Consider the following 24,736-nt stretch of genomic DNA (forward strand, 5'->3'; position numbering starts at 1 on the left):
GAGAGTCACAGATGAGTTCATCTCCACCGCGACCGTCGGATAGCGCATCCGCGAGTTCGGCGCGCAAGGCGAAATCGCGTCGCAAGCTGCGTCGCCGGGCAAGCGGGGCATTGCTGCTTCTCGTCGGCCTCATCTCCGCCGGCGTCCTCGCATCGGTCCTGACCCCCAAGCCGCAGGTGGCGGTCGCCGACGAGTCGAATGCCGCGCTGATCAGCGATGGCAAGAAGCTGTACGAGACGTCCTGCATCACCTGCCACGGCGCCAACCTCCAGGGTGTCGCCGACCGCGGCCCGGCTCTGCTGGGTGTCGGTGACGCAGCCGTGTACTTCCAGGTCTCCACCGGCCGTATGCCCGCCGCCCGCGGTGAGGCACAGGCCCAGCGCAAGCCCGCGAAGTTCACCAAGGCGCAGATCGACCAGCTCGGCGCGTACATCCAGTCACAGGGTGGCGGCCCCCGGGTCATCTACGAACGCAATCCCGACGGCTCGGTGAAGACCGACGACCAGGGATTGCCGGTGCTCGCACAGGAGTCGCTGCGCGGTCAGAACCTCGGTCGCGGCAGTGAGCTCTTCCGCCTCAACTGCGCGTCGTGCCACAACTTCACCGGCCGAGGCGGCGCATTGTCGTCGGGCAAGTTCGCCCCGACGCTCGACAATGTCAAGGAACAGCAGATCTACACGGCGATGCTGACCGGACCGCAGAACATGCCGAAGTTCTCCAACCGCCAGCTCTCGCTGGAGGAGAAGCAGGACATCATCGGCTTCATCAAGTACGCCACCGAATCCAAGCCGCAGGGCGGCCTCGGCATCGGCGGCTTCGGCCCGGTCAGTGAGGGCATGGTGATGTGGGTTGTCGGAGTCGTGGCGATCGTCGCCGGCGCGATGTGGATGGGATCACGGACATGAGTGCAACCGGCGGTAACGACACTCCGTCGCAGGACGAGCTCGACCAGATGAGTTCCGAGGAGCTCGTCAAGCTCGGCACCAACCTCGACGGCGTGGAGATCATCCACCGCGCAGAACGCTTCCCCGAGCCCGGTTCCCGGGTGGAGAAGCGCGCCGAGCGCCAGGTCGCGATCTGGTTCACCATCGCGGGCATCTCCGCGCTGGCCTGCTTCGTGATCTTCATCTGGAATCACTGGGAGTTCGCACTCCCCGACTCGGTCGACTACTGGCGCTACACGCTGAACACACCGCTGCTCGGTGTCACCTTCGGCCTGTCGGTGCTGTCGATCGGCATCGGCATGGTGCTGTTCACCAAGAAGTTCATCCCGTCCGAGATCTCGGTCCAGGACCGTCACGACGGCGGTTCCTCGGAGGTCGACAAGAAGACCATCGGCGCCGAACTCGGTGATTCGCTGAACACCTCGACGCTGCCGCGCCGCAAGATGATCCTCGGTTCGGCCGCCTTCGGCCTGGGCGCACTGGCGTTCACCGGTCTGGTCGCCGGCCTGGGTGGCTTCATCAAGAACCCGTGGGCCAAGGGCGACAAGTCGGAGCTGTGGCACACTCACTGGTCCCCGATCTACAACCCGGCCGACGACCCGAACGAGACCGTCTTCCTTCGTCGCGACACCGGCAACCCCTACCAGGTCGCGCTGGTCCGCCCGGAGGATCTCGACGCAGGCGCCATGGAGACGGTGTTCCCCTGGCGCGTCTCCGACGGCCACGGCGAGACCGAGGAGTCGCGCCACAAGCTGCTCGAGGGTCTGCGTTACGTGAGCAACCCGGTCATGCTGATCCGTCTGCGTCCCGAGGATGCGGCACGGGCCATCAAGCGCAAGGGCCAGGAAAGCTTCAACTACGGCGACTACTTCGCGTACACGAAGGTCTGCAGCCACCTCGGTTGCCCGACGTCGCTCTACGAGCAGCGGACCAACCGCATCCTCTGCCCGTGCCACCAGTCGCAGTTCAACGCGCTCGAGTTCGCCAAGCCGGTCTTCGGTCCGGCGGCACGAGCCCTGGCGCAGCTGCCGATCACGGTGAACAATCAGGGCTACATGGTCGCGGCTAGCGACTTCATCGAGCCCGTCGGACCGGCATTCTGGGAGCGTAGATCATGAGTATCGCGGACCGTCTCGCCACACAGGGCGAAGAGATCGATTCCCGCTATCACCTGTCGCCCGGTATTCGTCGTCAGATCAACAAGGTGTTCCCCACCCACTGGTCGTTCCTGCTGGGTGAGATCGCGCTGTACAGCTTCATCATCCTGCTGATCTCGGGCGTCTACCTGACCTTCTTCTTCGATCCGTCGATGTCGGAGGTCGTCTACGACGGCGCCTATCAGCCCCTCAACGGTGTGATGATGACCCGCGCCTACGAGACCACGCTGAACATCTCCTTCGAGGTGCGCGGCGGTCTGTTCGTGCGGCAGATCCACCACTGGGCGGCGCTGCTGTTCGCCGCGTCGATCATCATCCACATGGCGCGCATCTTCTTCACCGGCGCTTTCCGGCGTCCGCGTGAGGCCAACTGGATCATCGGCTGCCTGCTGCTGATCCTGGCGATGTTCGAGGGTTTCTTCGGTTACTCGCTCCCCGACGACCTGCTCTCGGGTACCGGCGTCCGCGCCGCGATGAGCGGCATCGTGATCGGTATCCCGCTGGTCGGTACCTGGATTCACTGGGCTCTGTTCGGTGGCCAGTTCCCCGGCGAGATCATCATCCCGCGCATGTACATGATGCACATCCTGCTGTTCCCGGGGATCATCCTGGCGCTGATCGGCGCCCACCTGGCACTGGTCTGGTACCAGAAGCACACGCAGTTCCCCGGCCCGGGTCGCACCGAGAAGAACGTCGTCGGTGTGCGCATCCTGCCGGTGTTCGCGGTCAAGTCGGGGGCGTTCTTCGCCATCACCACCGGTGTGCTCGCCATGATGGCCGGCATCTTCCAGATCAACCCGGTCTGGGTACTCGGGCCCTACAACCCCGCACATGTGTCCGCAGGGTCGCAGCCGGACATCTACATGATGTGGACCGACGGCCTCGCCCGTCTGATGCCTGCGTGGGAGCTGTACCTCGGCAGATACACGATCCCGGCGATCTTCTGGGTCGTCGTGGTGATCACGATCATGTTCGCGGGCATGTTCGCCTATCCGTGGATCGAGAAACGCCTCACCGGCGACGATGCGCACCACAACCTGTTGCAGCGTCCGCGTGACGTGCCGGTGCGCACCGCTATCGGCGCCATGGCGCTGTCGTTCTACATCATCCTCACGCTGTCGTGCATGAACGACGTGATCGCGTACAGATTCCACATCTCGCTGAACGCGACGACGTGGATGGGTCGCATCGGCCTGATCATCGTGCCGCCGATCGCCTACTTCATCGCCTACCGCTGGGCGCTGTCGCTGCAGCGCAGTGACCGCCAGGTCCTGGCACACGGCATCGAGACCGGCATCATCAAGCGTCTGCCGCAGGGTGAGTACATCGAGGTGCACCAGCCGCTCGGCCCGGTCGACGATCACGGTCACCCGATCCCGCTCCCCTACGAGGGTGCTGCGGTCCCGAAGCGTATGAACAAGCTCGGATCGTCGGGTGCGCCTGGCACGGGTTCGATCCTCCTGGCGGACCCGCCGGAGGAACAGGCTCGCCACATCGAGCAGGAACACGAGGACGAGCAGGCCGAGAAGAAGGCGCTGCGCGAACTCCAGTCCAAGGGCGGCAACCCCTTGGAGTGAGTGAATCCATCCGTTCGAGCCTCGGCCGCTGTCATGAATGTGACAGCGGCCGAGGCTTTTTCGTCTTAGGTTGGTGACCATGCAGTTCACCCGCGGGCTCGGCACCCTCGACGCCGAACTCTTCGAGACCATCGCCCGATCCCCCAGCCCGGCGCTCGACGCCACCATGCCCGCGCTGTCCCGGGCCGCCGACCACTCCAAGCTGTGGCTGGCCATCGCCGCCGGGCTCGTGCTGACCGGCCGTCCGACCGCACGCCGCGCAGCCATCCGCGGCGTGAGTACCCTCGCCGTCTCCAGCCTGGTCACCAACCAGGCAGCCAAACGTCTCCGACGCCGTGACCGACCGGTGCCGCGTATGGTCCCGCTCCAACGGCGAGGCCTCCGCCAGCCCACCAGCAATTCGCTGCCGTCGGGTCACTCCGCGAGTGCCGCCGCATTCGCCCTCGGTGTCGGGATCGAGCATCCGCCCACCGGACTGGCGCTCGGCGGACTCGCCGGATTGGTCGGACTGTCACGGGTGGCGACCGGGGCACACTACCCGGGCGACGTGATCGCCGGGCTGGGCATCGGTGCCGCGATCGCGGTCGTCGGCGCCCGTGTCGTTCCGCCCATCACGCGACCACACCTGAGCATCCCCTCCCCCACGCCGTATCCGTCCGCACCGCGGCCCACCGGCGCCGGTGTCACCGTGGTGGCCAACCCGGCATCCGGCTCCGGGACCGGCCGCCGGGTGCTCGACGAGGTGCGCAGCGCACTGTCCGATGCCGTCATCGTGGAACTCGACGAGAACGACGACGTGGAGGCGACCCTGCGCGCGGCCGCACGTGACGCGGAGATCCTCGCGGTCGCGGGCGGCGACGGAACGGTGGCGACGGCCGCGCACATCGCCATGGATCTCGACCGGCCGCTGGCGGTGTTCCCGGCAGGCACCTACAACCACTTCGCCCGCGACATCGGTTGTGCCGCAGCCTCCGACACCATCGAGGCGATCCGCGCCGGCACCGCACACCACGTGGATGTCGCGCTGCTCGACGACGAACACGTCGTGCTCAACACCGCGAGCATCGGCGCATACCCCCATTTCGTCCGTGTCCGTGACCGATTGACGCGCCGCCTCACCCGACCGGTTGCCACCGCGGTGGCGCTCGCCCACACGTTGCGCCACGACGCACCCGTGCGGATCGACGTGAACGGACGACAGATGGAGACGTCGCTGTTCCTGCTCGGCAACTCGATGTACCAACCGTCCGGCTTCGCGCCCACACGTCGGTTGCGGCTCGACGACGGTCTCCTCGACATCCGCATCCTGGAGCGCGGCAGGCACTTCGGCACCACCCGCATCGTGTTGTCGGTGCTGACCGGCCGTCTGGCACGCAGTCCGCTCTATCACGAACTGCAGGTACCCGAGTTCTCGTTCCGGGCCGTCGACGGCCCCACGGTGATCGCCCACGACGGTGAGGTCGGGGACGCACATGAGCGAGCCCGGTTCCGGGTCGCCTACCGTGCCCTGGCCGTGTTCGCACCCGCCTGACCCTGCTCACGACGAAGGCCGCGCCCGACTGGGCGCGGCCTTCGTGGAGATGTCTCGCCGGTCAGCACCCGGCGATCAGAACCTGCTGTGACTCAGTGCTTCTCGGGTCCGACATGGTATTCGAACACCATGCCTGCGGCGGTGCCGATGATGACGACCGCAGCGAAGATGGCGAACCAGAAGTTGGCCGTCGCGAAACCGATGGCGAACAATGCTGCACCGGCGGCGACCAGGATCGGCCACCACGAGTGCGGGCTGAAGAAGCCCAGTTCGCCTGCGCCGTCCTCGACCTCGGCGTCTTCGTAGTCCTCGGGGCGGATCTCGACGCGACGCGCCACGAACCGGAAATAGGTGCCCGCGATGAGGGTCAGACCACCGCTGAAGTACATCGCGGTCACGCCGGTCCACTCCACGCCCTTGCTCGAGAACGCGGTGCAGATCGTGTAGATGATGCCCGCGAGGAAGAAGAATGCGGTCAGCAGTTCGAAGATCCTGGCTTCGATTTTCATCCGTTGGCTCCCACTGTGCAGCCCTTCAGGGACGTGTTACCGGCGTCGCCGAGATCCTTGGGCGTGTCGCCTCCGGTCTTACGACGAGTGTCGAACGGAACGGTGGTGACCGACTCGGGGACCTCGCAGATTGCTTCGAGCGCCTGCGCATTGGTCGACTGCGGATGGGTCTCGCGGTACTTGATGTACGAGTCGAACTTCGCCGGACTGACCGCCCGCACCTCGAAGTTCATCATCGAGTGGTAGGTACCGCACATCTCCGCGCAGCGACCGACGAACGCGCCCTCACGATCGATGCTGCTGATCTGGAATTGGTTGTCGGTGTGGTTCTGCTTCGGGAACGGCATCACGTCGCGCTTGAACAGGAACTCCGGCACCCAGAAGGAGTGGACCACGTCGGCAGAGTTGATGTTGAACTCGACACGCTTACCGGTGGGCAGCACCAGGATCGGGATCTCGGACGACGATCCGACCGTCTCGATCTTGTTGAAGACCAGGTAGTTGCGGATGTCGTCGTCGCGACCGCCGGCGGGACCGGGGATCTCCTCCGTCTCGCCGTGCGCTTCACGCGATTCCGGCGACTGCAGCTCGAACGGGCTGCCATTGCGGACGAAGCCGTCGTACTTGGCACCGTCGGTGAAGGTCACGTCGCGGTAGCCGAACTTCCAGTTCCACTGGAACGCCGTCACGTCCACGACGACCTTCGGATCGTCGGTCTTGCGCTCGACGTCGTTCTGCACCACGACGGTGAAGTAGAACAGCACCGCGATGATGATGAACGGCAGCGCCGTGTAGGTGAGTTCGAGCGGCACGTTGTACGCCGTCTGACGCGGGAACTCGTCCTGCCCCGGCTTGTGCCGGTGGAAAGTGATGGTCCAGAAGATCAACGCCCAGACCAGGATGCCCATCACCAGCGCGGCGATTACGGACCATGTCCACAGATCGCCCATCTTGGTGGCCTCGGGCGTCACACCCGCAGGCCATCCGAAACGCATTGCCGTACGGGCATCACAGCCCGACATGAGGAGCGCACCGATACCGAGTGCGACGACTACCCCGACCCGTTTGATCGTCCGCGTCGCGGATCGGGCTTCTCTCGCCCGAGGCCGTCCACCGTGTGCCAATTTCACGCCTTCCCGCTCGCTCGGTACGGACACGTCGTGCCGTCCGAGTTGCCATGCCAGATGACCCGCACAGGTACATTCCTGCCGTCATCGCAGCGCCCATGCGCTTGCACAACGGCAATTCTTGCACCTAGTACTACGCAGCGTAGACCAACCCGGCGAACCTTTCGTGATTGGGGTTTGGCTGGTGGTGTCGTCGACGCCCGCAAACGTTGCCGTCCTGGTTCTTCAGGCATACTCGACCCGTCAGAAGCACGTGTGAGAGTCGATAGTGAGGCCTGTCTGGTGTGTGGTTTGCTCGGTCTGCTGACCGCGGATGGTTCAGCGGAAACCGCCGTCGAAGCCGTGTCGAAGGCGTCGCACTGCATGCGGCATCGCGGCCCCGACGAGCCCGGCACCTGGCATGACGACGACCTCGTGCTGGGGTTCAACCGGTTGTCGATCATCGACATCGAACACTCCCACCAGCCGTTGCGCTGGGGTCCGGCCGACCAGCCCGACCGCTACGCACTGGTGTTCAACGGCGAGATCTACAACTATCTGGAGATCCGCGCGGAGCTGACCCGCGACGAAGGAGCCGTCTTCGCCACCGAGGGCGACGGTGAAGCCATCGTCGCGGCCTTCCACCACTGGGGCCCCGACGCCGTCGGTCGCCTGCGCGGCATGTTCGCCTTCGCCATCTGGGACACCGTCACGCGATCGTTGTTCCTGGCCCGCGACCCGTTCGGCATCAAGCCGCTGTTCATCGCCACCGGCGCCGGCGGCACCGCCTTCGGCAGCGAGAAGAAGAGCCTGCTCGAACTGATCGACCGTCTCGGCCTCGACGACACGCTCGACCCGCGCGCCATCGAGCACTACACGGTGCTGCAGTACGTCCCCGAGCCCGAAACCCTGCACAACTCGATCCGCAGGCTCGAATCGGGTTGCCACGCCACACTCCGGCCCGGACAGGCCCCGCAGATCCAGCGCTACTTCACACCGCGATTCCCGGTGCGGCCGTTCTCGGCATCCGACGGCGGGCAGGCACGCTACGACGAGATCGCCGACGTGCTCTCCGATTCGGTGGCCAAACACATGCGCGCCGACGTCACGGTCGGATCGTTCCTGTCCGGCGGTATCGACTCGACCGCGATCGCGGCGCTCGCCATCCGCCACAACCCGGACCTGATCACCTTCACCACCGGTTTCGAACGGCAGGGCTACTCGGAGGTCGACGTCGCCGCCGAATCCGCCGAGGCCATCGGTGCCCGACACATCGTCAAGGTCGTCGGCCCCGACGAGTTCATCGCCGCCATCCCGGAGATCGTCTGGTACCTCGACGATCCGGTCGCCGACCCGGCGCTGGTGCCCCTGTACTTCGTGGCCCGCGAAGCCCGAAAGCACGTCAAGGTCGTGCTGTCCGGCGAGGGCGCCGACGAATTGTTCGGCGGCTACACCATCTACAAGGAGCCGTTGTCGCTCAAGCCGTTCGACCATCTGCCGATGTTCCTGCGGCGACTGGCCGGCACGATCTCCGACCGCATCCCGGAGGGCACCCGCGGCAAGAGCCTGCTGCATCGCGGGTCGCTGACGCTCGAGGAGCGCTATTACGGCAATGCCCGCAGCTTCGACGACGCCCGCCTGCGTGCGGTGCTGCGTGGCTACCGTCCGGAGTGGACCCACACCGATGTGACCGCGCCGATCTACGCCATGTCCGAGGGTCTCGACCCGGTCGCCCGCATGCAGCACCTGGACCTGTTCACCTGGCTCCGCGGCGACATCCTCGTCAAGGCCGACAAGATCACCATGGCGAACTCACTCGAACTGCGTGTGCCGTTCCTGGATCCAGAGGTGTTCCGTGTCGCCGAGGCACTGCCCTTCGACGAGAAGATCGCCCACGGCACCACCAAATACGCGCTTCGCAAGGCGCTCGAGCAGATCGTGCCCGCGCACGTCCTGCACCGACGCAAACTCGGCTTCCCGGTCCCCATCCGCCACTGGCTGGCAGGCACCGAGATGTACGACTGGGCCCACGAGACGATCGAGAAGTCCCAGACCGATCACATCTTCGACAAACGCGCAGTGGTGGCGATGCTCGACGAGCACCGCGACGGCGTCGTCGACAACAGCCGTCGCCTGTGGACGGTGCTGACCTTCATGGTGTGGCACGCGATCTTCGTGGAGAAGACGATCGTCCCGCAGATCACCGACCACCACTACCCCGTGCGCGTGTAGCGCCTGGGCTCGCGCAGCGTCGCCCTTCGCGGGGTGCCCTTTGTGCCGCGTCGCCCTTCGTGCCGCTCGCGTAGCGTCGCCCTTCGTGCCGAGAGCAACCAGAAATTCGCCGAGAGCAACCGGATTTTCGTCGAGAGCAACGGCGGCCTGGATCGGCCGGTTGCTCTCGGCGAATTTCTGGTTGCTCTCGGCCTCCGTGGGGTGGGTTTTGTGCGGAGGTTGCGTGGGTGCGGAGGTTGCGTGGGTGCGTGGGTGCGTGGCGGGTTACAGCGCGGCGTCGATTTCTTGGGCGGCGGTTTCGCCGTAGGCATCGCCGATGCGTTTGAGCGCCAGATCCCGGTCCCAGTTCCAGTCCTGGGTGGAGACCGTCTCGAGGACCAGCACGGCCACCATGGATCCGACCTGCGCGGAGCGTTCGAATCCGAGGCCCTTGCTCAGCGAGGTGAGGAAGCCTGCACGGAAGCCGTCGCCCACCCCGGTCGGATCGACCTTCTCGGTCTCCGGGACCACCGCAACATGGGTACGGGTCTGATCTTTCTCGACGATCTCGACGCCGTCCTTGCCCAGCGTGGTCACGCGGACGCCGACCATCTCCGCGACCTGCGCCTCCGACAATCCGGTCTTCTGGCGCAGCAGGCCCCACTCGTACTCGTTCGTGAAGAGGTAGGCGGCACCCTCGATCAGGGCGCGGGCCTGTTCACCGTCGAGACGGGCGAGCTGCTGCGAAGGATCGGCCGCGAACGGGATGCCCAGCGCACGGCACTGCTCGGTGTAGCGCAGCATGGCGTCGGGATCGTCGGCGCCGATCAGGACCAGTTCCGGTGTGCCGACCCGGGCCACCACGTCGGCGAGGTCGATCTCGCGCGCCTCACTCATCGCCCCGGGGTAGAACATGGCCAGCTGGGCCATGTTCTCGTCGGTGCTGCACATGAATCGCGCGGTGTGCTGGGTCTCCGACACGCGCACGCCCCGGCAGTCGACGCCGTGCGCCTCCAGCCACTGGCGGTACTCGTGGAAGTCGGCTCCGACGGCCCCGACGAGGACCGGGGCACCGCCCAGTTCGCCCATCGCATAGGAGATGTTGCCGCCGACGCCGCCGCGACGAACCACCAGATCCTCGACGAGGAAACTCAGCGAGATGTGTTCGAGCTGGTCCCCCACCAGCTGCTCGGAGAACTTCCCGGGGAAGGTCATCAGATGGTCGGTTGCGATGGAGCCACAGACAACGATTGCCACGTGCGGATCGCCCTTCGGTGCTGACGGAGTCGGACAGCAGTCCACGCTACTCACGTGCCCGAAAGCACGCTGACCGCACCCCCGTGGGAGGTGCGGTCAGCGTGAAGGGAACTGCGTCAGTTGAACGAATCGCCGCAGGCGCAGCTGCCGGTCGCATTCGGATTGTCGATGGTGAAGCCCTGCTTCTCGATCGTGTCGACGAAGTCGATGGTGGCGCCACCGACATATGGTGCGCTCATCCGGTCGACGGCCAGCGTGACGCCGGCGAAATCGTCGGTGAGATCGCCGTCGAGACTGCGATCGTCGAAGAACAGCTGGTAGCGCAGGCCTGCGCAGCCACCCGGCTGCACCGCAATCCGCAACGAGAGGTCGTCGCGGCCCTCCTGGTCGAGCAGCGCCTTCGCCTTGGTGGCAGCCGCCTCGGTCAGAAGGACACCCGTGGTGGTGGCGGTTCCGGATTCGTTCTGAACGGTCATGGGTGCTCCTGTGTGTCTGAAGTTCGGTCCTCGTCGGACGGCCGGCCAACGCTGCCGGGTCACCGACTCTGGCCACGCTCTCACAACAACCGTACCCCGCCGGTGTCTATTCCTCCCGTGTCGGGACGATCTGCGACCTGTGCGTGGCGGCGCGATCCCGCAACCGGCGCCGACGACGCGCCGCGAACAACGAATCCAGTGTGAACAGGGCCAACGCCATCCACACGACCGCGAAGCCGATCCACCGTTCCGGTGGCATCGGCTCGTCGAGCACCCAGACACCGATGACGAGTTGCGTGATCGGTGTGATGAACTGCGCGATCCCGAGCACGGTCAGGGGCACCCGCCGCGCCCCGGCCGCGAACAACATCAGGGGCGCCGCGGTGACGATCCCGGCCGATCCGAGCAACACCGCGTGGCCGACACCGGCGCTACCCCAGGTCAACCCGGTGGTCATCGCCACCACCATGAGCTGAACCAGAGCCAGCGGCGTCAACCACACCGACTCCAGCGTGAGACCGCTGATCACGTCGACCGACCCGCCGATGTGCTTTTTCACCAGGCCGTAGAAGCCGAAGGAGAAGGCGACCCCCAGCGCCAGCCACGGGAAGGCCCCGTACCCGACGACGATGACGACCGTCGCCAATGCCGCCAGCCCGACCGCCGCCCACTGCAGCGGCCGAAGTCGTTCGTGCAGGACGACGACCCCGAGCAGGACCGTCACGATCGGGTTGATGAAGTAGCCCAGACTCATCTCCACGACGTGACCGGTGAGGGTCGCGATCAGGAAGATCTGCCAGTTGAGGTAGATCAGCAGTCCGGCGAGTGCGGTCCACAGCACGAGTCGACGATTCGCCAGCACCGCACGGAGCCGCGGCCGGCCGCCGATGATCGGGATGAGCACCGCGTAGAACACCAACGACAGCAGGATGCGCCAGGCGACGACCTCCCACGGCCCGGTGGGTTCGAGCAGCACGAAGTAGAGCGGAAGGAATCCCCACAGTGCGTACGCGCCGACGGCGAACGCGCCGCCGGAGTACCGGCCGGTCACCGACGATCACGCACTGCGGACCCCGTTGCCGTCCCCGTGTCCCCAGGTCGCGGCGACCTGTTCGGCGAGTCGCGTGAGTTGATGCTCGGCGTCGCTCATCGCCACCTCGATCGAGCCGGCCACGTCGACGATCGCGTATGCGCCCGCGATACCCGCCGCGGCGATCTCGTCGTCGGACAATGCGACCTGCCCGGCGAACACCATCGTCGGCAGACCGGCCGTGGTGGCCGCCCCGGCGAGTGCGGCCACCACCTTGCCGCGCAGCGTCTGCGAGTCGAACCTGCCCTCTCCCGTGATCACCAGGTCGGCCGCGGCGATGTCACCGGCACGGTCGGTCGCGTCGGCGACCACCGTCGCACCCGATACCCGTTCACCGCCCAGCGCGAGCAGCGCGGCGCCGAGGCCGCCCGCGGCCCCTGCTCCGGCCCGCTCGGCGATCTCATGTCCGGCCACGTCCGCGAGCGCCCGTGCCCAATGGGTCATGCGCACCTCGAGCTGATCCACGGTCGACGCGTCCGCGCCCTTCTGCGGGCCGAAGACCTGCGCGGCACCGAGCGGCCCCAACAACGGGTTCTCCACGTCGGAGGCGGCCACGAGCTGCACCCCGGCCAGTGCCCGCACCGCCTCGGCCGGGCCACCGAGGGCGTCGATCATCCCGCGCCCGCCGTCGGTGGTGGCCGATCCGCCGAGCCCGACGACGATCCGTCCGGCCCCGGCGTCACGAGCCGCGAGGACGAGTTCACCCACCCCGGTGGTGTCGGCGGCCAGCGCCGTCCGAGCGGTGGGCCGGCCACCGAGCAGATGCAGTCCGCACGCCTGTGCACATTCGATATAGGCGACCGGGCCCTCGCCGCGGTCGTCGTAGAGCCAGGTCGCGGTCACCTCCGCACCGAGCGGACCGGCGACCGCGGTGGTGCGACGCTGTCCGAACCGCGATGCGAGGACGTCGACGAAACCCGGCCCACCATCGGACTGCGGTGCCACCCGCACCTCGTCGTCGGGTCGCGCCGCCGACCACCCACGACCGATCGCCGCGGCGGCCGCGACCGCGGACAACGTGTCCCCGAACGAGTCCGGCGCGATCAGCACACGCATGTCGGCACCACCGTCGTGATCATGGCCACGAAGTATAGGGAGGTCGCAGAACCTCGGCAGCGCGGATCGCCTACCCTCGAACACGTGAAGTTGCCATGGAAGTCAGACGACGGCGCGAGGACCGACGAGGCCGCGGACCAGGTCGCCGACGACGTCGTCGAGGATGTCACCACCAGCTCGGACGCCGATTCCAAGGGCAGCGCCTACACCCCGGGCAAGGGCCGCCCGACCCCGTCGCGGCGTGATGCACAGGGCAAGCGACGCGGCCCCGTGGCCCCGCCGCCGACGAACCGCTCGGAGGCACGGGCCCGCAAGAAGGAGCTGAAGAGCTCCCTGTCGCGTGAGGACAAGCGGCGTCTGTCCGACGAACGACGCACCCAGCGCACCGAGCAGCGCGAGAAGATGATGGCCGGTGACGAGCGCTATCTGATGCCGCGCGACAAGGGTCCGGTCAAACGTTTCGCCCGCGACCTCGTCGACTCCCGTCGCAACTTCGCCGGGCTGTTCATGCCGTTCGCGATCCTGCTGATCGTGGTGATGTTCCTGCCGCAGCTCGCGGTCTACGCGAACATCCTGCTGCTCGTGTTCGTCCTGTGCATGGCGATCGACGCCTTCATCCTCGGACGCCTCGTGAATCGCCGTGTCCGCGAACGTTTCCCCGACGTCGAGCCGTCGCAGACCGGCTTCCGTCTGGGTTGGTACTCGTTCACCCGCGCCATGCAGCTGCGGATGATGCGCGCGCCGAAGCCGCAGGTGTCGCACGGCGACGAGGTCTGACCCGGTGGCGACACGCACGCTGGTCCTGGGCGGTGTCCGGTCCGGCAAGTCCGGGCACGGCGAAGCACTGCTCGCCGACCATCCCCGGGTGCGGTATCTGGCGACCGGTCCGACGACGAGCACTGACACCGAGTGGGTGGCCCGGGTCGCCGCACACCGCGAACGTCGCGACGCCCGCTACGACACCGTGGAGACCACCGACGTCGCCGCCGCTCTACGGTCGGACCCCGGCACGCCGACTCTGCTCGACGACCTCGGCAACTGGCTCGCCGCGCAACTCGACGCCGTCGGCGGATGGACCGAGGCACCGGTCGACCTGACCCGGGTGCGGACCGAGATCTGTTCGGCGATCGACGATTTCGCCGGTGACCTGGTGATCATCAGTCCCGAGGTCGGACTGTCGCTGGTGCCACCGACACCGGCCGGGCGCCGGTTCCAGGACGAACTCGGCGCCCTGAACACGGCGGTCGGCGCCGTGTGTGACCGAGTCGTCCTCGTCGTCGCGGGCCGGGTCCTCGAGCTGCCCTCACGGACATCACCCGTGACCTCGACACAGACGACCCCTGCTGCACCGCCCCCCGCCGCGCCGACCCCGATCCCGGCCGCCGCCGCGTCATCGACGACCTCGGCACCGGTCGACCCGACCGACGCGGAGAACTTCCCGCCGCTGGCACCACCGGACGCCGCGGTCGCGATGACCGCGCGCGAACGACACCTCACGCTCACCAAGCCGCCGGGTTCGCTCGGTCGTCTCGAGGAGATCGGCATCTGGCTGTCGTCGTGCCAGGGAGCTTGTCCCCCACGACCTCTCGAGCAGCCGACGGTGGTGGTCTTCGCAGGCGACCACGGTGTCGCGCAGTCCGGGGTGTCGGCCTTCCCGCCGGAGGTCACCGGTCAGATGGTGGCCAACATCGCCGCAGGCGGAGCCGCCGTCAACGTCCTCGCCCGACGGTTCGGCGCCACGGTCCGGGTGGAGGATCTGTCCGTCGACGCCGACACGGCCCCGGAGATCTCCCGCTTCAAGGTGCGTCGCAGCAGTGGCGATCTGCGGATCGAGGATGCCCTGACGATCGCCGAGGCCCGCGAGGCGCTTGCCGCAGGCCGCGCGATCGCCGACGAACTCGTCGATTCGGGTGCCGACGTGCTGATCGCCGGCGAGATGGGCATCGGCAACACCACCCCGGCGACCGTGCTGATCGGCTCGCTGGCCCGCCGCGAGCCCGTCGAGATCGTCGGTCGCGGAACGGGTATCGACGACGCGGGGTGGATTCGCAAGACCGCCGCGATCCGCGACGGCATGCGCCGCGCCCGACGACACGTACACGATCCGCTCTCCCTGCTCGCCACCGTCGCAGGCGCCGACCTCACCGCGATGGCCGGCTTCCTGGCCCAGGCGGCGGTACGCCGCACTCCGGTGATCCTCGACGGTGTGGTCGTCACGGCGAGCGCATTGGTCGCCAACGAACTGGCACCCGGGGCGTCGCGGTGGTGGCTGGCCGGACACCGTTCGGCCGAACCGGCGCACGCCATCGCCCTCGATCACCTCGATCTGAAACCCGTCCTGGAACTGTCGATGCGGTTGGGTGAGGGCAGCGGCGCACTCAGCGCACTGCCCGTCGTCGCGTCGGCGGCCGACATCCTCACCTCGATGGCGACCTTTGCCGATGCCGGGGTCAGCGGTGCCGGAGCCGAGGACGACGCCACCGAGACCGCGACCACGAACACCGCCTCCGTCTGAGGCACCGATGCTCTCGCCTGTCCGTGCCGTCGGCGTGGCCTTCTCGTGGATGACCGTTGTCCCGCTACCCCACTCGTGGACCGCGACATCGTCGCTGGACCGACGCGTGGGTGGGGCCGTGCTGGCCGCGGTGCCCGTCGTCGGCATCGTGCTCGGAGCTGCTGCGGCGGTCCTGGCGTGGGGACTCGGATACACCGATCTGCCGACGATGCTGGTCGGGATCCTCGTCGTCGCCGCGCTCGCGTTGGCCACCCGCGGCATGCACCTCGACGGTCTGGCCGACACCGCGGACGGCCTCGGCTGCTATGGCTCACCGCAACGCATCGCCGAGGTGATGCGCAGCGGCACCGTGGGACCGTTCGGAGCGGCCACCCTGGCCGCGGTGATGATCGTGGACACGATCGGATTCTCGGCGCTCGCCGATCGCGGTCAGTGGGCGCAGATCGGGTTGGCGATCGCGGTGGGCCGCGTCGGTGCCGTCGTGGGAGCGCGACGCGGTCTGGCACCGGCGCACCCGAACGGTTTCGGCGCGCTGGTCGTGGGTACCCAGCGCACGTCGGCGGTCGTCTGGCCGGTGCTCGCCGTCGCGGCGGCCGTCATGATCGGTCGATCCGACGTCACCACCGCGGTGCAGACGGCCCTCGCGGTGGCGGTGGCCCTGCTGTTCGGCTGGGTGTTCACCCGGCACTGTGCACGCCGCATGGACGGGATCTCGGGCGACGTGCTCGGCGCGGTGATCGAGCTCGGCACCGCGATCACCGTCGTCGGCCTGGTGATCTGAGCGTCACGGACGGTACAGCTCGGTCATCCAACCGTGGGTGTCGGCGAAGGTGCCGCGCTGGATGCCGGTGAGGGTGTCGCGCAGCGCCTGGGTGACCTCACCGGTGGTGCCGTCTCCGATGGTGTAGTCGTCGGTCTCGCCGCGCACCCGGCCCACGGGTGTGATGACCGCGGCGGTGCCACAGGCGAACACCTCGGTGATGTCGCCAGAGGCCACACCCTTGCGCAGTTCCTCGGTGGTGATCTTGCGTTCCTCGACGGCGAATCCGGCGTCGGTTGCCAACTGCAACAAGGAATCCCGCGTGATGCCGGGCAGCAGCGAGCCGGACAGCTCGGGGGTCACCAAGCGGGCATCGGCACCGGAACCGAACACGAAGAACATGTTCATGCCGCCCATCTCCTCGATGTGGCGACGCTCGACGGCATCGAGCCAGACGACCTGATCGCAGCCGTTCTCGGTGGCCTGCGCCTGCGCGAGGAACGCGGCCGCGTAGTTGCCGCCGCACTTGGCGAAACCGGTTCCACCTGGGGCGGCACGCACGTACTCGGTGCACAGCCAGACGCTGACCGGCTTGATCCCTCCGGAGAAGTACGCGCCGGCGGGCGAGGCGATGACCGAGTAGATGTAGGAGTTCGACGGTGCGTTCACACCGAGCCCGGCCTGCGAGGCGAACATGAAGGGCCGCAGGTACAGCGACTCCTCACCGCCGGCCGCGGGCACCCACGCGTTGTCGGCGGCGAGCAGCACCCGCAGGGACTCGATGAAGTCCTCGACCGGCAACTGCGGCATGGCCAGACGCTCCGCGGAACGCTGGAGTCGCTGTCCGTTCGCCTCGGGACGGAAGGCCGCGATGGACCCGTCGGGCTGACGGTAGGCCTTGAGTCCCTCGAAGATCTCCTGCCCGTAGTGCAACACCATCGCCGACGGGTCGAGGGCGAACGGTCCGTACGGCAGTACCTTCGCGTCGTGCCAGCCCTGGTCCACGTGGTAGTCGATCATCACCATGTTGTCGGTGAAGTAGTTGCCGAAACCCGGGGCGGCGAGGATCTCCGCACGACGGTTCTCCGACACCGGATGGGGATGTTCGGTACGCGTGAACTGCAAGGTCATGCGCTCAATGCTACCGCCGCGGCACAAACGGATTCCGGCGCCCGGCCCGGTGCCCCGACGCGACTCAGACGTGCGACTCCACGAAGGGCAGCCCGACGACCTCGCAGGGCAGGTCACGACCCCGCACGTCGACGATGACCTCGGAGCCGATCTCGACCGCCGCGTCGGAGTCGATGAGCGCGAGCGCAATCCCCTGTTTGAGGGTCGGCGAGAACGTTCCCGACGTGCACCGCCCGATCGCGGTGCGCGCCGGCACCGCGCCGTCGGACGCCGCGAGCACCGCACAGTCGGCGCGCGGCACCCCGCGGCCGGTCGCCTTCAGCGCGTACAGACGCCTGGGCGGTCCGGCCGCCTTCTCGGCGAGAAGGGCGTCCCGACCGAAGAACTCGGGCTTGCGCCAGCCGACGGCCCATCCGGAGCGCGCCTGGACCGGGGTGATCTCCGGACCGAGTTCGTGGCCGTGCAGTGCGTAGCCCATCTCGGTGCGCAGGGTGTCGCGGGCGCCCAGACCCGCAGGTTGTCCGCCGTGCTCGGTGACCGCGGCGAGCAGGGTGTCGAAGACCGGGCCCGCATCCGCCCATCGGGGCAGGATCTCGAAGCCGCGCTCGCCGGTGTAGCCGGTCCGGCACACGCGCACCGGCCGCGGCCCGTCGGCGGTCGCGAGGTCTGCGTCGACGAAGGCCATGTAGTCCATGTCGGTCGGCAGACCGACGGCGGCGAGTGTCTCCGGGGCACGCGGACCCTGCACCGCGAACACCGCGAAGTCGCGATGCTGATCGGTCACCGTGACGCCCTCGGGCGCGGCCGCCGACAACAGGCCGACGACGGCGGCCGTGTTGGCCGCATTGGGTATCAGGAACACCTCGTCGTCGCCGACGAGGTAGGTGATCAGGTCGTCGACCACTCCCCCGGATTCGTTGCAGCACAACGTGTACTGCGCCTTGCCCGGTGTGATCTTGCCGAGATCGTTGCTCAGCGTGCGGTTCACGAGGTCGGCCGCGCCCGCTCCGGCGACCAGCGCCTTGCCGAGGTGGCTGACGTCGAAGATGCCGACGGCCTCACGGACCGCGGTGTGCTCGGCGACGGTTCCGGCGTAGGAGACCGGCATGTTCCAGCCGCCGAATTCGGCGAAGCTGGCGCCGAGGGCGACGTGACGATCGGCGATGGGGCCGGCGAGGAGATCGGTCATGCCCCACACCTTAGGGGAGCACGCGGGTGTGACCTGGCGACTCGGTGGGCCCGGTCACCGTGGGACTACAGTTGTGGCCGTGACCCGAAACGATGATGTCGACCGCGCGCGCGGCCCGGAACTCGAATTGGCAACCACCATCGGCAAGTCCGATGAGGCACTCGTGATCGGCCTGATCAAGGCCGACTCCGACGACGCGGCGGCCGAACCCACCCTGGCGATCGGCGACGGCATCCTCGACGACGCACAGGCCGAGGCGATCAGCAACGCGATCCGTCGGGTCGGCGCCTCCGGCGGGCACGGCGAGATCACCAAGATGCCCGCGCCGGACTCTCTCGATGTCGGTCTCGTGGTGGCGGTCGGACTCGGGTCCGCCGACGACCTCGACGACGCCGAACAGATCCGTCAGGCCGCCGGAATCGCCGCCCGGGAGCTCGACGGCATCGGCCAGGTCGCCACCACGTTGTCGTCGGTGCAACTCGGTGCGGCCGCCGAGGGGCATTTCCTCGGCGCCTACCGCTTCGACACCTTCCGGTCGGCGAAGACCCAGCCGAAGAAGAATCCGCCCGCCCGGATCACCCTGCTCGTCGAGGACAAGGGCAAGGCTGCGAAGGCCGAACTGGCCCATGCCGCCGCCGTGGCGGACTCCGTGGCCATCGCCCGCGATTTCGTCAACACGCCACCGAGCCACCTCTACCCCGAGGAGTTCGCCGACCGAGCCGTGCGTCTGGGCAGTGCGGTGGGCCTCAAGGTCGAGGTGCTCGACGACAAGGCGCTGGAGAAGGGCGCCTACGGCGGCATCCTCGGGGTCGGCAAGGGATCGTCGCGCCTGCCGCGGCTGGTTCGACTGACCCACACGGGCCGCAAGGACGCCAAGAAGGTGGCCCTCGTCGGCAAGGGCATCACCTTCGACACCGGCGGCATCTCCATCAAGCCCGCGGCCAACATGGACCACATGACCTCGGACATGGGCGGTGCGGCCGCGGTCATCGCGGCCACCATCCTGGCCGCCCGACTCGATCTCGACGTGTCGGTCACCGCGACGGTGCCGATGGCCGAGAACATGCCGTCGGGGACCGCGCAGCGCCCCGGTGACGTCCTGACCCAGTACGGCGGCACCACCGTCGAGGTCCTCAACACCGACGCCGAAGGCCGTCTCGTGCTGGCCGACGCGATGGTCCGCGCATGCGAGGACGACCCGGACTACCTCATCGACACGGCCACACTCACCGGTGCGCAACTGGTGGCGTTGGGCTCGCGCACCCCCGGCGTGATGGGGACCGACGAGTTCCGGGACCGGGTCGCCACCCTGTCGGCGACGGTCGGCGAGAACGCGTGGGCGATGCCGCTGCCCACCGAACTGCGCAACGATCTCAAGTCGCGGGTCGCCGATCTGGCGAACGTCACCAACAACCGCAACGCGGGCATGCTGGCCGCCGCCGTGTTCCTCAAGGAGTTCGTGGCCTCGGGCGTGCAGTGGGCGCACATCGACATCGCCGGGCCCGCGTTCAACACCGGCGGCCCTTGGGGTTACACGCCCAAGGGCGGCACCGGGGTACCCGTCCGCACGATCGCCGCGGTCCTGGAGGACATCGCGGCGCAGGGCTGACCGGCGGCCCCTACACGCTGCGGTTCCGGGTGTCGGACAGGTCGACGGAAAGTGCGGCCACACCGCATCCGAGCGACCCGAGCCGGGTAGGGTAACCCACGGACGGACGGCTCACCCGCCACAGCCCGTCCCGGGTACCGCCGGCGCACACACCGCGGCACCGCAGACCCAACGACAACACCTCGAGTTCAGGAGTCAACAACGATGGCCTTCTCCGTCCAGATGCCCGCCTTGGGTGAAAGCGTCACCGAAGGAACAGTCACCCGGTGGCTGAAGGAGGAGGGCGACACCGTCGAGGCCGACGAGCCCTTGCTGGAGGTGTCCACCGACAAGGTCGACACCGAGATCCCCGCCCCCACATCGGGTGTGCTGACGAAGATCATCGCCCAGGAGGACGACGTCATCGAGGTCGGCGGCGAACTCGCGCTGATCGGTGAGGCAGGCGAACAGGCCGCCGCGGAGCCGAGCGAACCCGCCGCGCCTGCCGAGTCCGCCCCCGAGCCGGCCGAACCCGCGGCCGAACCGGCCGCCTCCGACTCCGCACCCGCCGCCTCGGCCGGCTCCGGCGGTTCCGCCGAGGGCACCGACGTCGTGATGCCGGAACTGGGCGAGTCGGTCACCGAGGGCACCGTGACCAACTGGCTCAAGGCCGTCGGCGACGAGGTCGCCGCCGACGAACCGCTGCTCGAGGTCTCCACCGACAAGGTCGACACGGAGATCCCGTCGCCAGTCGCCGGAACCCTGCTCGAGATCGTCGCCCAGGAAGACGACGTGATCGAGGTCGGCGGCAAACTCGCCGTCATCGGTGCACCCGGCGCAGCACCGGCTCCCGCAGCCCCGGCGCCCACCCCGGCACCGGCCGCAGAGCCACCCGCGGCACCGACCCCGCCGCCGGCACCGACCCCGGAGCCCACGCCGACACCCGAGCCCGAACCCGCCCGGGCGCAACCGGCCCCGGCACCGGCAGCGAAGCCTGAACCGACCACCGTCGAATCGACTCCGTACGTCACCCCGCTGGTCCGAAAGCTGGCCGCGGAGAACAACATCGACCTGAACACGCTCAAGGGCACCGGCGTCGGCGGCCGCATCCGCAAGCAGGATGTCCTCGCCGCAGCCGAGGCCGCCAAGGCGCCCGCGCCCGCCGCGAGCCCCGCCGCCGCACCGGCTGCGCAGGCACCGGCCGCGTCCGCACCGGAGATCAAGCCGGAACTGGCGGCACTGCGCGGCACCACGCAGAAGATCAACCGCATCCGGCAGATCACCGCGAAGAAGACCCGCGAGTCGCTGCAGACCAGCGCTCAGCTCACCCAGGTCTTCGAGGTCGACATGAGCAGGATCGTGTCGCTGCGCAAGCAGGCCAAGGAGTCGTTCAAGGCGTCCGAGGGCGTCAACCTGACGTTCCTGCCGTTCATCGCGAAGGCCGTCGTCGAGGCGCTCAAGGCGCACCCGAACATCAACGCGTCGATCGACGAGGACCGCAAGGAGATCACCTATTACGACAAGGTGCATCTGGGCATCGCGGTCGACACCGAGCAGGGTCTGCTGTCGCCGGTGATCCACAACGCCGACGATCTGTCCATCGCGGGCCTCGCCCGTGCGATCGCCGACATCGCGGCCCGCGCCCGCAGCAACGGACTCAAACCCGATGAGCTGGCCGGTGGCACGTTCACCATCACCAACATCGGCAGCCAGGGTGCCCTGTTCGACACCCCGATCCTGGTCCCGCCGCAGTCGTCGATGCTGGGCACCGGCGCCATCGTCAAGCGTCCGGTCGTCATCACCGACGACGACGGTTCGGAGTCGATCGCGGTGCGCTCGATGTCCTACCTGCCGCTGACCTACGACCACCGCCTCATCGACGGCGCCGACGCCGGACGCTTCCTGACGACCATCAAGAAGCGTCTCGAATCGGGCGCCTTCGCCGCCGATCTCGGCCTGTAGGACGCGATGCGCGTAGCCGTCGCCGGCTCGCAGGGGTTGATCGGCTCCGCGGTGGTCTCCGCGTTGCGAGACGCGGGACACACCGTGGTCCGACTCGTTCGGCGCGAGGCCGACTCCGATGACGAGTTCAGCTGGGAGCCGGAGACATTCGGCGTCCCGCCGGAAAGTCTGGACGGGGTCGACGCGTTGATCGGCCTCGGCGGGGTCGGCGTCGGCAACCAACGCTGGACGGGCCGCTTCAAGCAGGAACTGCGCGACTCGCGCATCACCCCGACCGAGGTCCTCGCCGACGCGGCGAGGACGGCCGGGGTGCCGACCTTCCTCAGTGCGTCGGCGACCGGCTTCTACGGGGACACCGGCTCACGCGTCGCGACCGAGTCCGACCCGGCCGGCGACGGGTTCCTTGCCGAACTCGTCACCGACTGGGAGGCCGCGGCCACCGCGAATGCCGGTGACGACACCCGGGTCGTGCTGTTGCGCACCGCCCCCGTCCTGGCCCGCGACGGTGGATTGTTGGGACGTTTGCGCCCGATCTTTCGGGTGGGGCTCGGCGGTCCCATCGGTAATGGCCGCCAGTACTTCTCGTGGATCAGCCTGCCCGACGAGGTGCGCGCCATCGTCTTCCTGGTGGAGTCCACGATCAGCGGACCGGTCAATCTGTGCTCCCCCGGCGCGGTCGCGTTCGGCGAGTTCGCCGCCGCGCTGGGCCGGTCGCTGCACCGGCCGACCGTGTTGTCGGTGCCGGCGTTCGCGGCGAAGGCCGTGGGCGGCGAGATGGCCGAGGAAATGATTCTGTTCAGTCAGCGCGTTGCACCACGTGTGCTCATCGACAACGGCTTCGACTTCACCCATCCGACGATCGACGACGCATTGGAGTACGCGCATGCATGATCGATCCATCCGGTCGGACAACCAACCGATCGAGGTCCGTCGGCTCGGCGTCGTCGACTACCCCGACACGTACGACCTGCAGCACCGGTTGGCCGAGCAACGCGCCGACGGGTCCCTCGATCACGACGTGCTGTTACTGCTCGAACATCCGTCCACCTACACCGCGGGCAAACGGACCGAGGACTCCGACCGGCCCACGGACGGTTCGCTGGTCATCGATGTCGACAGGGGTGGCCGGATCACCTGGCACGGCCCCGGCCAGCTCGTCGGCTACCCGATCGTCAAGCTCGCCGAACCCCTCGATGTCGTCGAGTACGTGCGTCGCCTCGAGGAGGCCCTCATCGGAGTGTGCGCCGGCCACGGCGTCGTCACCGGCCGCGTCGACGGCCGATCCGGTGTGTGGGTCAGCGACAGCACCGGTGAACGCAAACTCGGCCAGATCGGCATCCGCGTCGCACGCGGCGTCGCTCTGCACGGATTCGCGCTCAACATCGACCCGGACATGAGTGCCTTCGACGCGATCGTCCCGTGCGGTATCGCCGACGCAGGTGTGACCTCACTGAGCCGGGAACTCGCACACCCGTTGTCGGTCGCCGAGCTCCTGGACCCGGTGGCCGACGCCGTGCAGCAGGCACTCGACGGGACGGGCCTGGCGAGCGAGGCCCCACACACCGCAAGCGTAGGATCGGTGCGGTGACCGCGTCCCCAGTAACCCCCGGACCCGGTGCCCCCGATTCCCCATCCCTCGAATCGGCTGCAGCACCAACGACCTCCACCCCTGCCCCACCGAACGGACGCAAACTCCTGCGTCTCGAGGTGCGTAACGCGCAGACACCCATCGAGCGCAAGCCGAGCTGGATCAAGACCCGCGCCCGCATGGGGCCGGAATACACCGAGCTCAAGGGTTTGGTGAAACGCGAAGGCCTGCACACGGTTTGCGAAGAAGCGGGCTGCCCCAACATCTACGAGTGCTGGGAAGACCGCGAGGCGACCTTCCTCATCGGCGGCGAGCAGTGCACGCGCCGTTGCGATTTCTGCCAGATCGACACCGGCAAACCCGCCGAGCTCGATCGTGACGAACCGCGCCGTGTCGCCGAGAGTGTGCAGGCGATGGGGCTGCGCTACTCGACCATCACCGGGGTCGCCCGCGACGACCTTCCCGACGAAGGTGCCTGGCTCTACGCCGAGACCGTCCGCGCCATCCACCGGTTGAATCCCGGGACCGGTGTGGAGAACCTGATCCCCGACTTCCACGCGAACCCCGATCTGCTGGCCGAGGTCTTCGAGGCACGCCCCGAGGTCCTCGCCCATAATCTGGAGACCGTGCCGCGCATCTTCAAGCGCATCCGTCCGGCGTTCCGCTACGAGCGGTCCCTGGATGTCATCACGCAGGCCCGCGACTTCGGTCTGGTGACCAAATCCAACCTGATCCTGGGTATGGGTGAGACCCCCGAGGAGGTGCAGTCGGCGATCGTGGACCTGCACGAGGCCGGGTGCGACATCCTCACCATCACCCAGTACCTGCGACCGTCGCCCCGTCACCATCCCGTCGAGCGGTGGGTGAAGCCCGAAGAGTTCGTCGACCACTCGGAGTTCGCCTCCGAGGTCGGCTTCGCCGGTGTCATGGCCGGGCCGCTGGTGCGATCGTCGTACCGCGCCGGCCGCCTCTACGCACAGGCGATGGCCCATCACGGCAGGCAGATCGCGCCTGCCCTGGCCCATCTCGCCGACGAGGGTTCGGCCAGCCAGGAGGCGTCGAGCCTGCTGAGTCGCCTCGCGCACTGAC

At 67.9% G+C, this 24,736-nt stretch carries 21 protein-coding genes; 13 read left to right on the forward strand and 8 right to left on the reverse strand.

Annotated features, from left to right (window positions below):
- Positions 1 to 11 precede the first annotated feature (11 nt).
- From AAFP35_RS23235 to AAFP35_RS23250, 4 genes are all read left to right on the forward strand, one after another.
- Complete coding sequence (locus tag AAFP35_RS23235) at positions 12 to 905, forward strand: c-type cytochrome (protein WP_419224031.1); 894 nt, start codon at positions 12 to 14, stop codon at positions 903 to 905.
- On the forward strand, positions 902 to 2,062 hold the full coding sequence (locus tag AAFP35_RS23240) for a ubiquinol-cytochrome c reductase iron-sulfur subunit (RefSeq protein WP_419224033.1): 1,161 nt from the start codon (positions 902 to 904) through the stop codon (positions 2,060 to 2,062). Before AAFP35_RS23235 ends, AAFP35_RS23240 begins: the two co-directional genes overlap by 4 nt.
- Positions 2,059 to 3,678: a cytochrome b gene (locus AAFP35_RS23245; protein ID WP_419224034.1), complete on the forward strand. Its 1,620-nt coding sequence runs from the start codon at positions 2,059 to 2,061 to the stop codon at positions 3,676 to 3,678. Before AAFP35_RS23240 ends, AAFP35_RS23245 begins: the two co-directional genes overlap by 4 nt.
- A 79-nt stretch (positions 3,679 to 3,757) precedes the next feature.
- Positions 3,758 to 5,209 carry a bifunctional phosphatase PAP2/diacylglycerol kinase family protein gene (locus tag AAFP35_RS23250; protein WP_419224035.1) on the forward strand — a complete coding sequence of 484 codons (1,452 nt, stop codon included), beginning with the start codon at positions 3,758 to 3,760 and terminating at the stop codon, positions 5,207 to 5,209.
- 92 nt (positions 5,210 to 5,301) lie between these two features.
- Here the strand turns inward: AAFP35_RS23250 and AAFP35_RS23255 are convergent, their stop codons facing one another.
- Together AAFP35_RS23255 and AAFP35_RS23260 are read right to left on the reverse strand one after the other, a co-directional pair.
- A complete protein-coding gene (locus AAFP35_RS23255) occupies positions 5,302 to 5,718 on the reverse strand; it encodes a cytochrome c oxidase subunit 4 (RefSeq protein ID WP_419224036.1) in 417 nt (138 codons plus the stop codon).
- On the reverse strand, positions 5,715 to 6,788 hold the full coding sequence (locus AAFP35_RS23260; RefSeq protein WP_419224097.1) for a cytochrome c oxidase subunit II: 1,074 nt from the start codon (positions 6,786 to 6,788) through the stop codon (positions 5,715 to 5,717). Before AAFP35_RS23260 ends, AAFP35_RS23255 begins: the two co-directional genes overlap by 4 nt.
- A gap of 339 nt (positions 6,789 to 7,127) precedes the next feature.
- On the opposite strand from AAFP35_RS23260, the gene asnB reads away from it, so the two are divergent.
- A complete protein-coding gene (gene asnB / locus AAFP35_RS23265) occupies positions 7,128 to 9,056 on the forward strand; it encodes an asparagine synthase (glutamine-hydrolyzing) (RefSeq protein WP_419224098.1) in 1,929 nt (642 codons plus the stop codon).
- Between the two features lie 264 nt (positions 9,057 to 9,320).
- On the opposite strand, the gene AAFP35_RS23270 is transcribed toward asnB, so the two are convergent.
- The 4 genes from AAFP35_RS23270 to AAFP35_RS23285 all read right to left on the reverse strand — a co-directional run bounded on the left by AAFP35_RS23270 (position 9,321) and on the right by AAFP35_RS23285 (position 12,914).
- The gene (locus AAFP35_RS23270) at positions 9,321 to 10,292 is read right to left on the reverse strand and encodes a carbohydrate kinase family protein (RefSeq protein WP_419224037.1); all 972 of its coding nucleotides are present in this window, start codon (positions 10,290 to 10,292) and stop codon (positions 9,321 to 9,323) included.
- Positions 10,293 to 10,408: 116 nt separating this feature from the next.
- On the reverse strand, positions 10,409 to 10,768 hold the full coding sequence (locus AAFP35_RS23275; RefSeq protein ID WP_419224038.1) for a HesB/IscA family protein: 360 nt from the start codon (positions 10,766 to 10,768) through the stop codon (positions 10,409 to 10,411).
- 106 nt (positions 10,769 to 10,874) lie between these two features.
- Entirely contained in the window at positions 10,875 to 11,819 is a 945-nt protein-coding gene (gene rarD, locus AAFP35_RS23280; RefSeq protein ID WP_419224039.1) for an EamA family transporter RarD, read from the reverse strand.
- A gap of 6 nt (positions 11,820 to 11,825) precedes the next feature.
- Positions 11,826 to 12,914, reverse strand: a complete 1,089-nt coding sequence (locus tag AAFP35_RS23285) for a glycerate kinase (RefSeq protein WP_419224040.1) — start codon at positions 12,912 to 12,914, stop codon at positions 11,826 to 11,828.
- An 84-nt stretch (positions 12,915 to 12,998) separates the two neighbouring features.
- Between AAFP35_RS23285 and AAFP35_RS23290 the strand changes: the two genes are divergently transcribed.
- Genes AAFP35_RS23290 through AAFP35_RS23300 form a run of 3 tightly spaced genes read left to right on the forward strand, consistent with a single transcriptional unit; the run spans position 12,999 to position 16,210 of the window.
- Positions 12,999 to 13,691: a DUF3043 domain-containing protein gene (locus tag AAFP35_RS23290; protein ID WP_419224041.1), complete on the forward strand. Its 693-nt coding sequence runs from the start codon at positions 12,999 to 13,001 to the stop codon at positions 13,689 to 13,691.
- 4 nt (positions 13,692 to 13,695) lie between these two features.
- Entirely contained in the window at positions 13,696 to 15,429 is a 1,734-nt protein-coding gene (cobT, locus tag AAFP35_RS23295) for a nicotinate-nucleotide--dimethylbenzimidazole phosphoribosyltransferase (RefSeq protein ID WP_419224042.1), read from the forward strand.
- A 7-nt stretch (positions 15,430 to 15,436) separates the two neighbouring features.
- Positions 15,437 to 16,210, forward strand: coding sequence for an adenosylcobinamide-GDP ribazoletransferase (locus AAFP35_RS23300; RefSeq protein ID WP_419224043.1), 774 nt, complete (start codon positions 15,437 to 15,439; stop codon positions 16,208 to 16,210).
- 3 nt (positions 16,211 to 16,213) lie between these two features.
- Here AAFP35_RS23300 and AAFP35_RS23305 read toward each other — a convergent pair whose 3' ends face one another.
- Both AAFP35_RS23305 and gcvT read right to left on the reverse strand, forming a co-directional pair.
- A complete protein-coding gene (locus AAFP35_RS23305) occupies positions 16,214 to 17,320 on the reverse strand; it encodes a branched-chain amino acid aminotransferase (RefSeq protein WP_419224044.1) in 1,107 nt (368 codons plus the stop codon).
- Between the two features lie 64 nt (positions 17,321 to 17,384).
- Positions 17,385 to 18,509, reverse strand: coding sequence for a glycine cleavage system aminomethyltransferase GcvT (gene gcvT, locus AAFP35_RS23310; RefSeq protein WP_419224045.1), 1,125 nt, complete (start codon positions 18,507 to 18,509; stop codon positions 17,385 to 17,387).
- 79 nt (positions 18,510 to 18,588) lie between these two features.
- On the opposite strand from gcvT, the gene AAFP35_RS23315 reads away from it, so the two are divergent.
- From AAFP35_RS23315 to lipA, 5 genes are all read left to right on the forward strand, one after another.
- Complete coding sequence (locus AAFP35_RS23315) at positions 18,589 to 20,118, forward strand: leucyl aminopeptidase (RefSeq protein ID WP_419224046.1); 1,530 nt, start codon at positions 18,589 to 18,591, stop codon at positions 20,116 to 20,118.
- 204 nt (positions 20,119 to 20,322) lie between these two features.
- Entirely contained in the window at positions 20,323 to 22,059 is a 1,737-nt protein-coding gene (sucB, locus tag AAFP35_RS23320) for a 2-oxoglutarate dehydrogenase, E2 component, dihydrolipoamide succinyltransferase (RefSeq protein WP_419224047.1), read from the forward strand.
- A gap of 6 nt (positions 22,060 to 22,065) precedes the next feature.
- Positions 22,066 to 22,950: a TIGR01777 family oxidoreductase gene (locus AAFP35_RS23325; protein WP_419224048.1), complete on the forward strand. Its 885-nt coding sequence runs from the start codon at positions 22,066 to 22,068 to the stop codon at positions 22,948 to 22,950.
- On the forward strand, positions 22,943 to 23,647 hold the full coding sequence (gene lipB / locus AAFP35_RS23330; protein WP_419224049.1) for a lipoyl(octanoyl) transferase LipB: 705 nt from the start codon (positions 22,943 to 22,945) through the stop codon (positions 23,645 to 23,647). Before AAFP35_RS23325 ends, lipB begins: the two co-directional genes overlap by 8 nt.
- Positions 23,644 to 24,735: a lipoyl synthase gene (lipA, locus tag AAFP35_RS23335; protein ID WP_419224051.1), complete on the forward strand. Its 1,092-nt coding sequence runs from the start codon at positions 23,644 to 23,646 to the stop codon at positions 24,733 to 24,735. The genes lipB and lipA overlap by 4 nt, the downstream gene beginning before the upstream one ends.
- Position 24,736: the final 1 nt, after the last annotated feature.

It is taken from the genome of Gordonia sp. CPCC 206044 (assembly GCF_048537895.1).
In the GTDB taxonomy this organism is placed as follows: domain Bacteria; phylum Actinomycetota; class Actinomycetes; order Mycobacteriales; family Mycobacteriaceae; genus Gordonia.

Excerpts from the sequence above, each read along its gene's own strand:
- AAFP35_RS23305 (WP_419224044.1), bottom strand. The coding sequence starts at position 17,320 with ATGACCTTGCAGTTCACGCGTACCGAACATCCCCATCCGGTGTCGGAG.
- AAFP35_RS23240 (WP_419224033.1), top strand. The coding sequence starts at position 902 with ATGAGTGCAACCGGCGGTAACGACACTCCGTCGCAGGACGAGCTCGAC.
- AAFP35_RS23255 (WP_419224036.1), bottom strand. The coding sequence starts at position 5,718 with ATGAAAATCGAAGCCAGGATCTTCGAACTGCTGACCGCATTCTTCTTC.
- AAFP35_RS23285 (WP_419224040.1), bottom strand. The coding sequence starts at position 12,914 with ATGCGTGTGCTGATCGCGCCGGACTCGTTCGGGGACACGTTGTCCGCG.
- AAFP35_RS23325 (WP_419224048.1), top strand. The coding sequence starts at position 22,066 with ATGCGCGTAGCCGTCGCCGGCTCGCAGGGGTTGATCGGCTCCGCGGTG.
- sucB (WP_419224047.1), top strand. The coding sequence starts at position 20,323 with ATGGCCTTCTCCGTCCAGATGCCCGCCTTGGGTGAAAGCGTCACCGAA.
- lipB (WP_419224049.1), top strand. The coding sequence starts at position 22,943 with ATGCATGATCGATCCATCCGGTCGGACAACCAACCGATCGAGGTCCGT.
- AAFP35_RS23250 (WP_419224035.1), top strand. The coding sequence starts at position 3,758 with ATGCAGTTCACCCGCGGGCTCGGCACCCTCGACGCCGAACTCTTCGAG.
- AAFP35_RS23300 (WP_419224043.1), top strand. The coding sequence starts at position 15,437 with ATGCTCTCGCCTGTCCGTGCCGTCGGCGTGGCCTTCTCGTGGATGACC.
- AAFP35_RS23235 (WP_419224031.1), top strand. The coding sequence starts at position 12 with ATGAGTTCATCTCCACCGCGACCGTCGGATAGCGCATCCGCGAGTTCG.
- gcvT (WP_419224045.1), bottom strand. The coding sequence starts at position 18,509 with ATGACCGATCTCCTCGCCGGCCCCATCGCCGATCGTCACGTCGCCCTC.
- AAFP35_RS23245 (WP_419224034.1), top strand. The coding sequence starts at position 2,059 with ATGAGTATCGCGGACCGTCTCGCCACACAGGGCGAAGAGATCGATTCC.
- AAFP35_RS23275 (WP_419224038.1), bottom strand. The coding sequence starts at position 10,768 with ATGACCGTTCAGAACGAATCCGGAACCGCCACCACCACGGGTGTCCTT.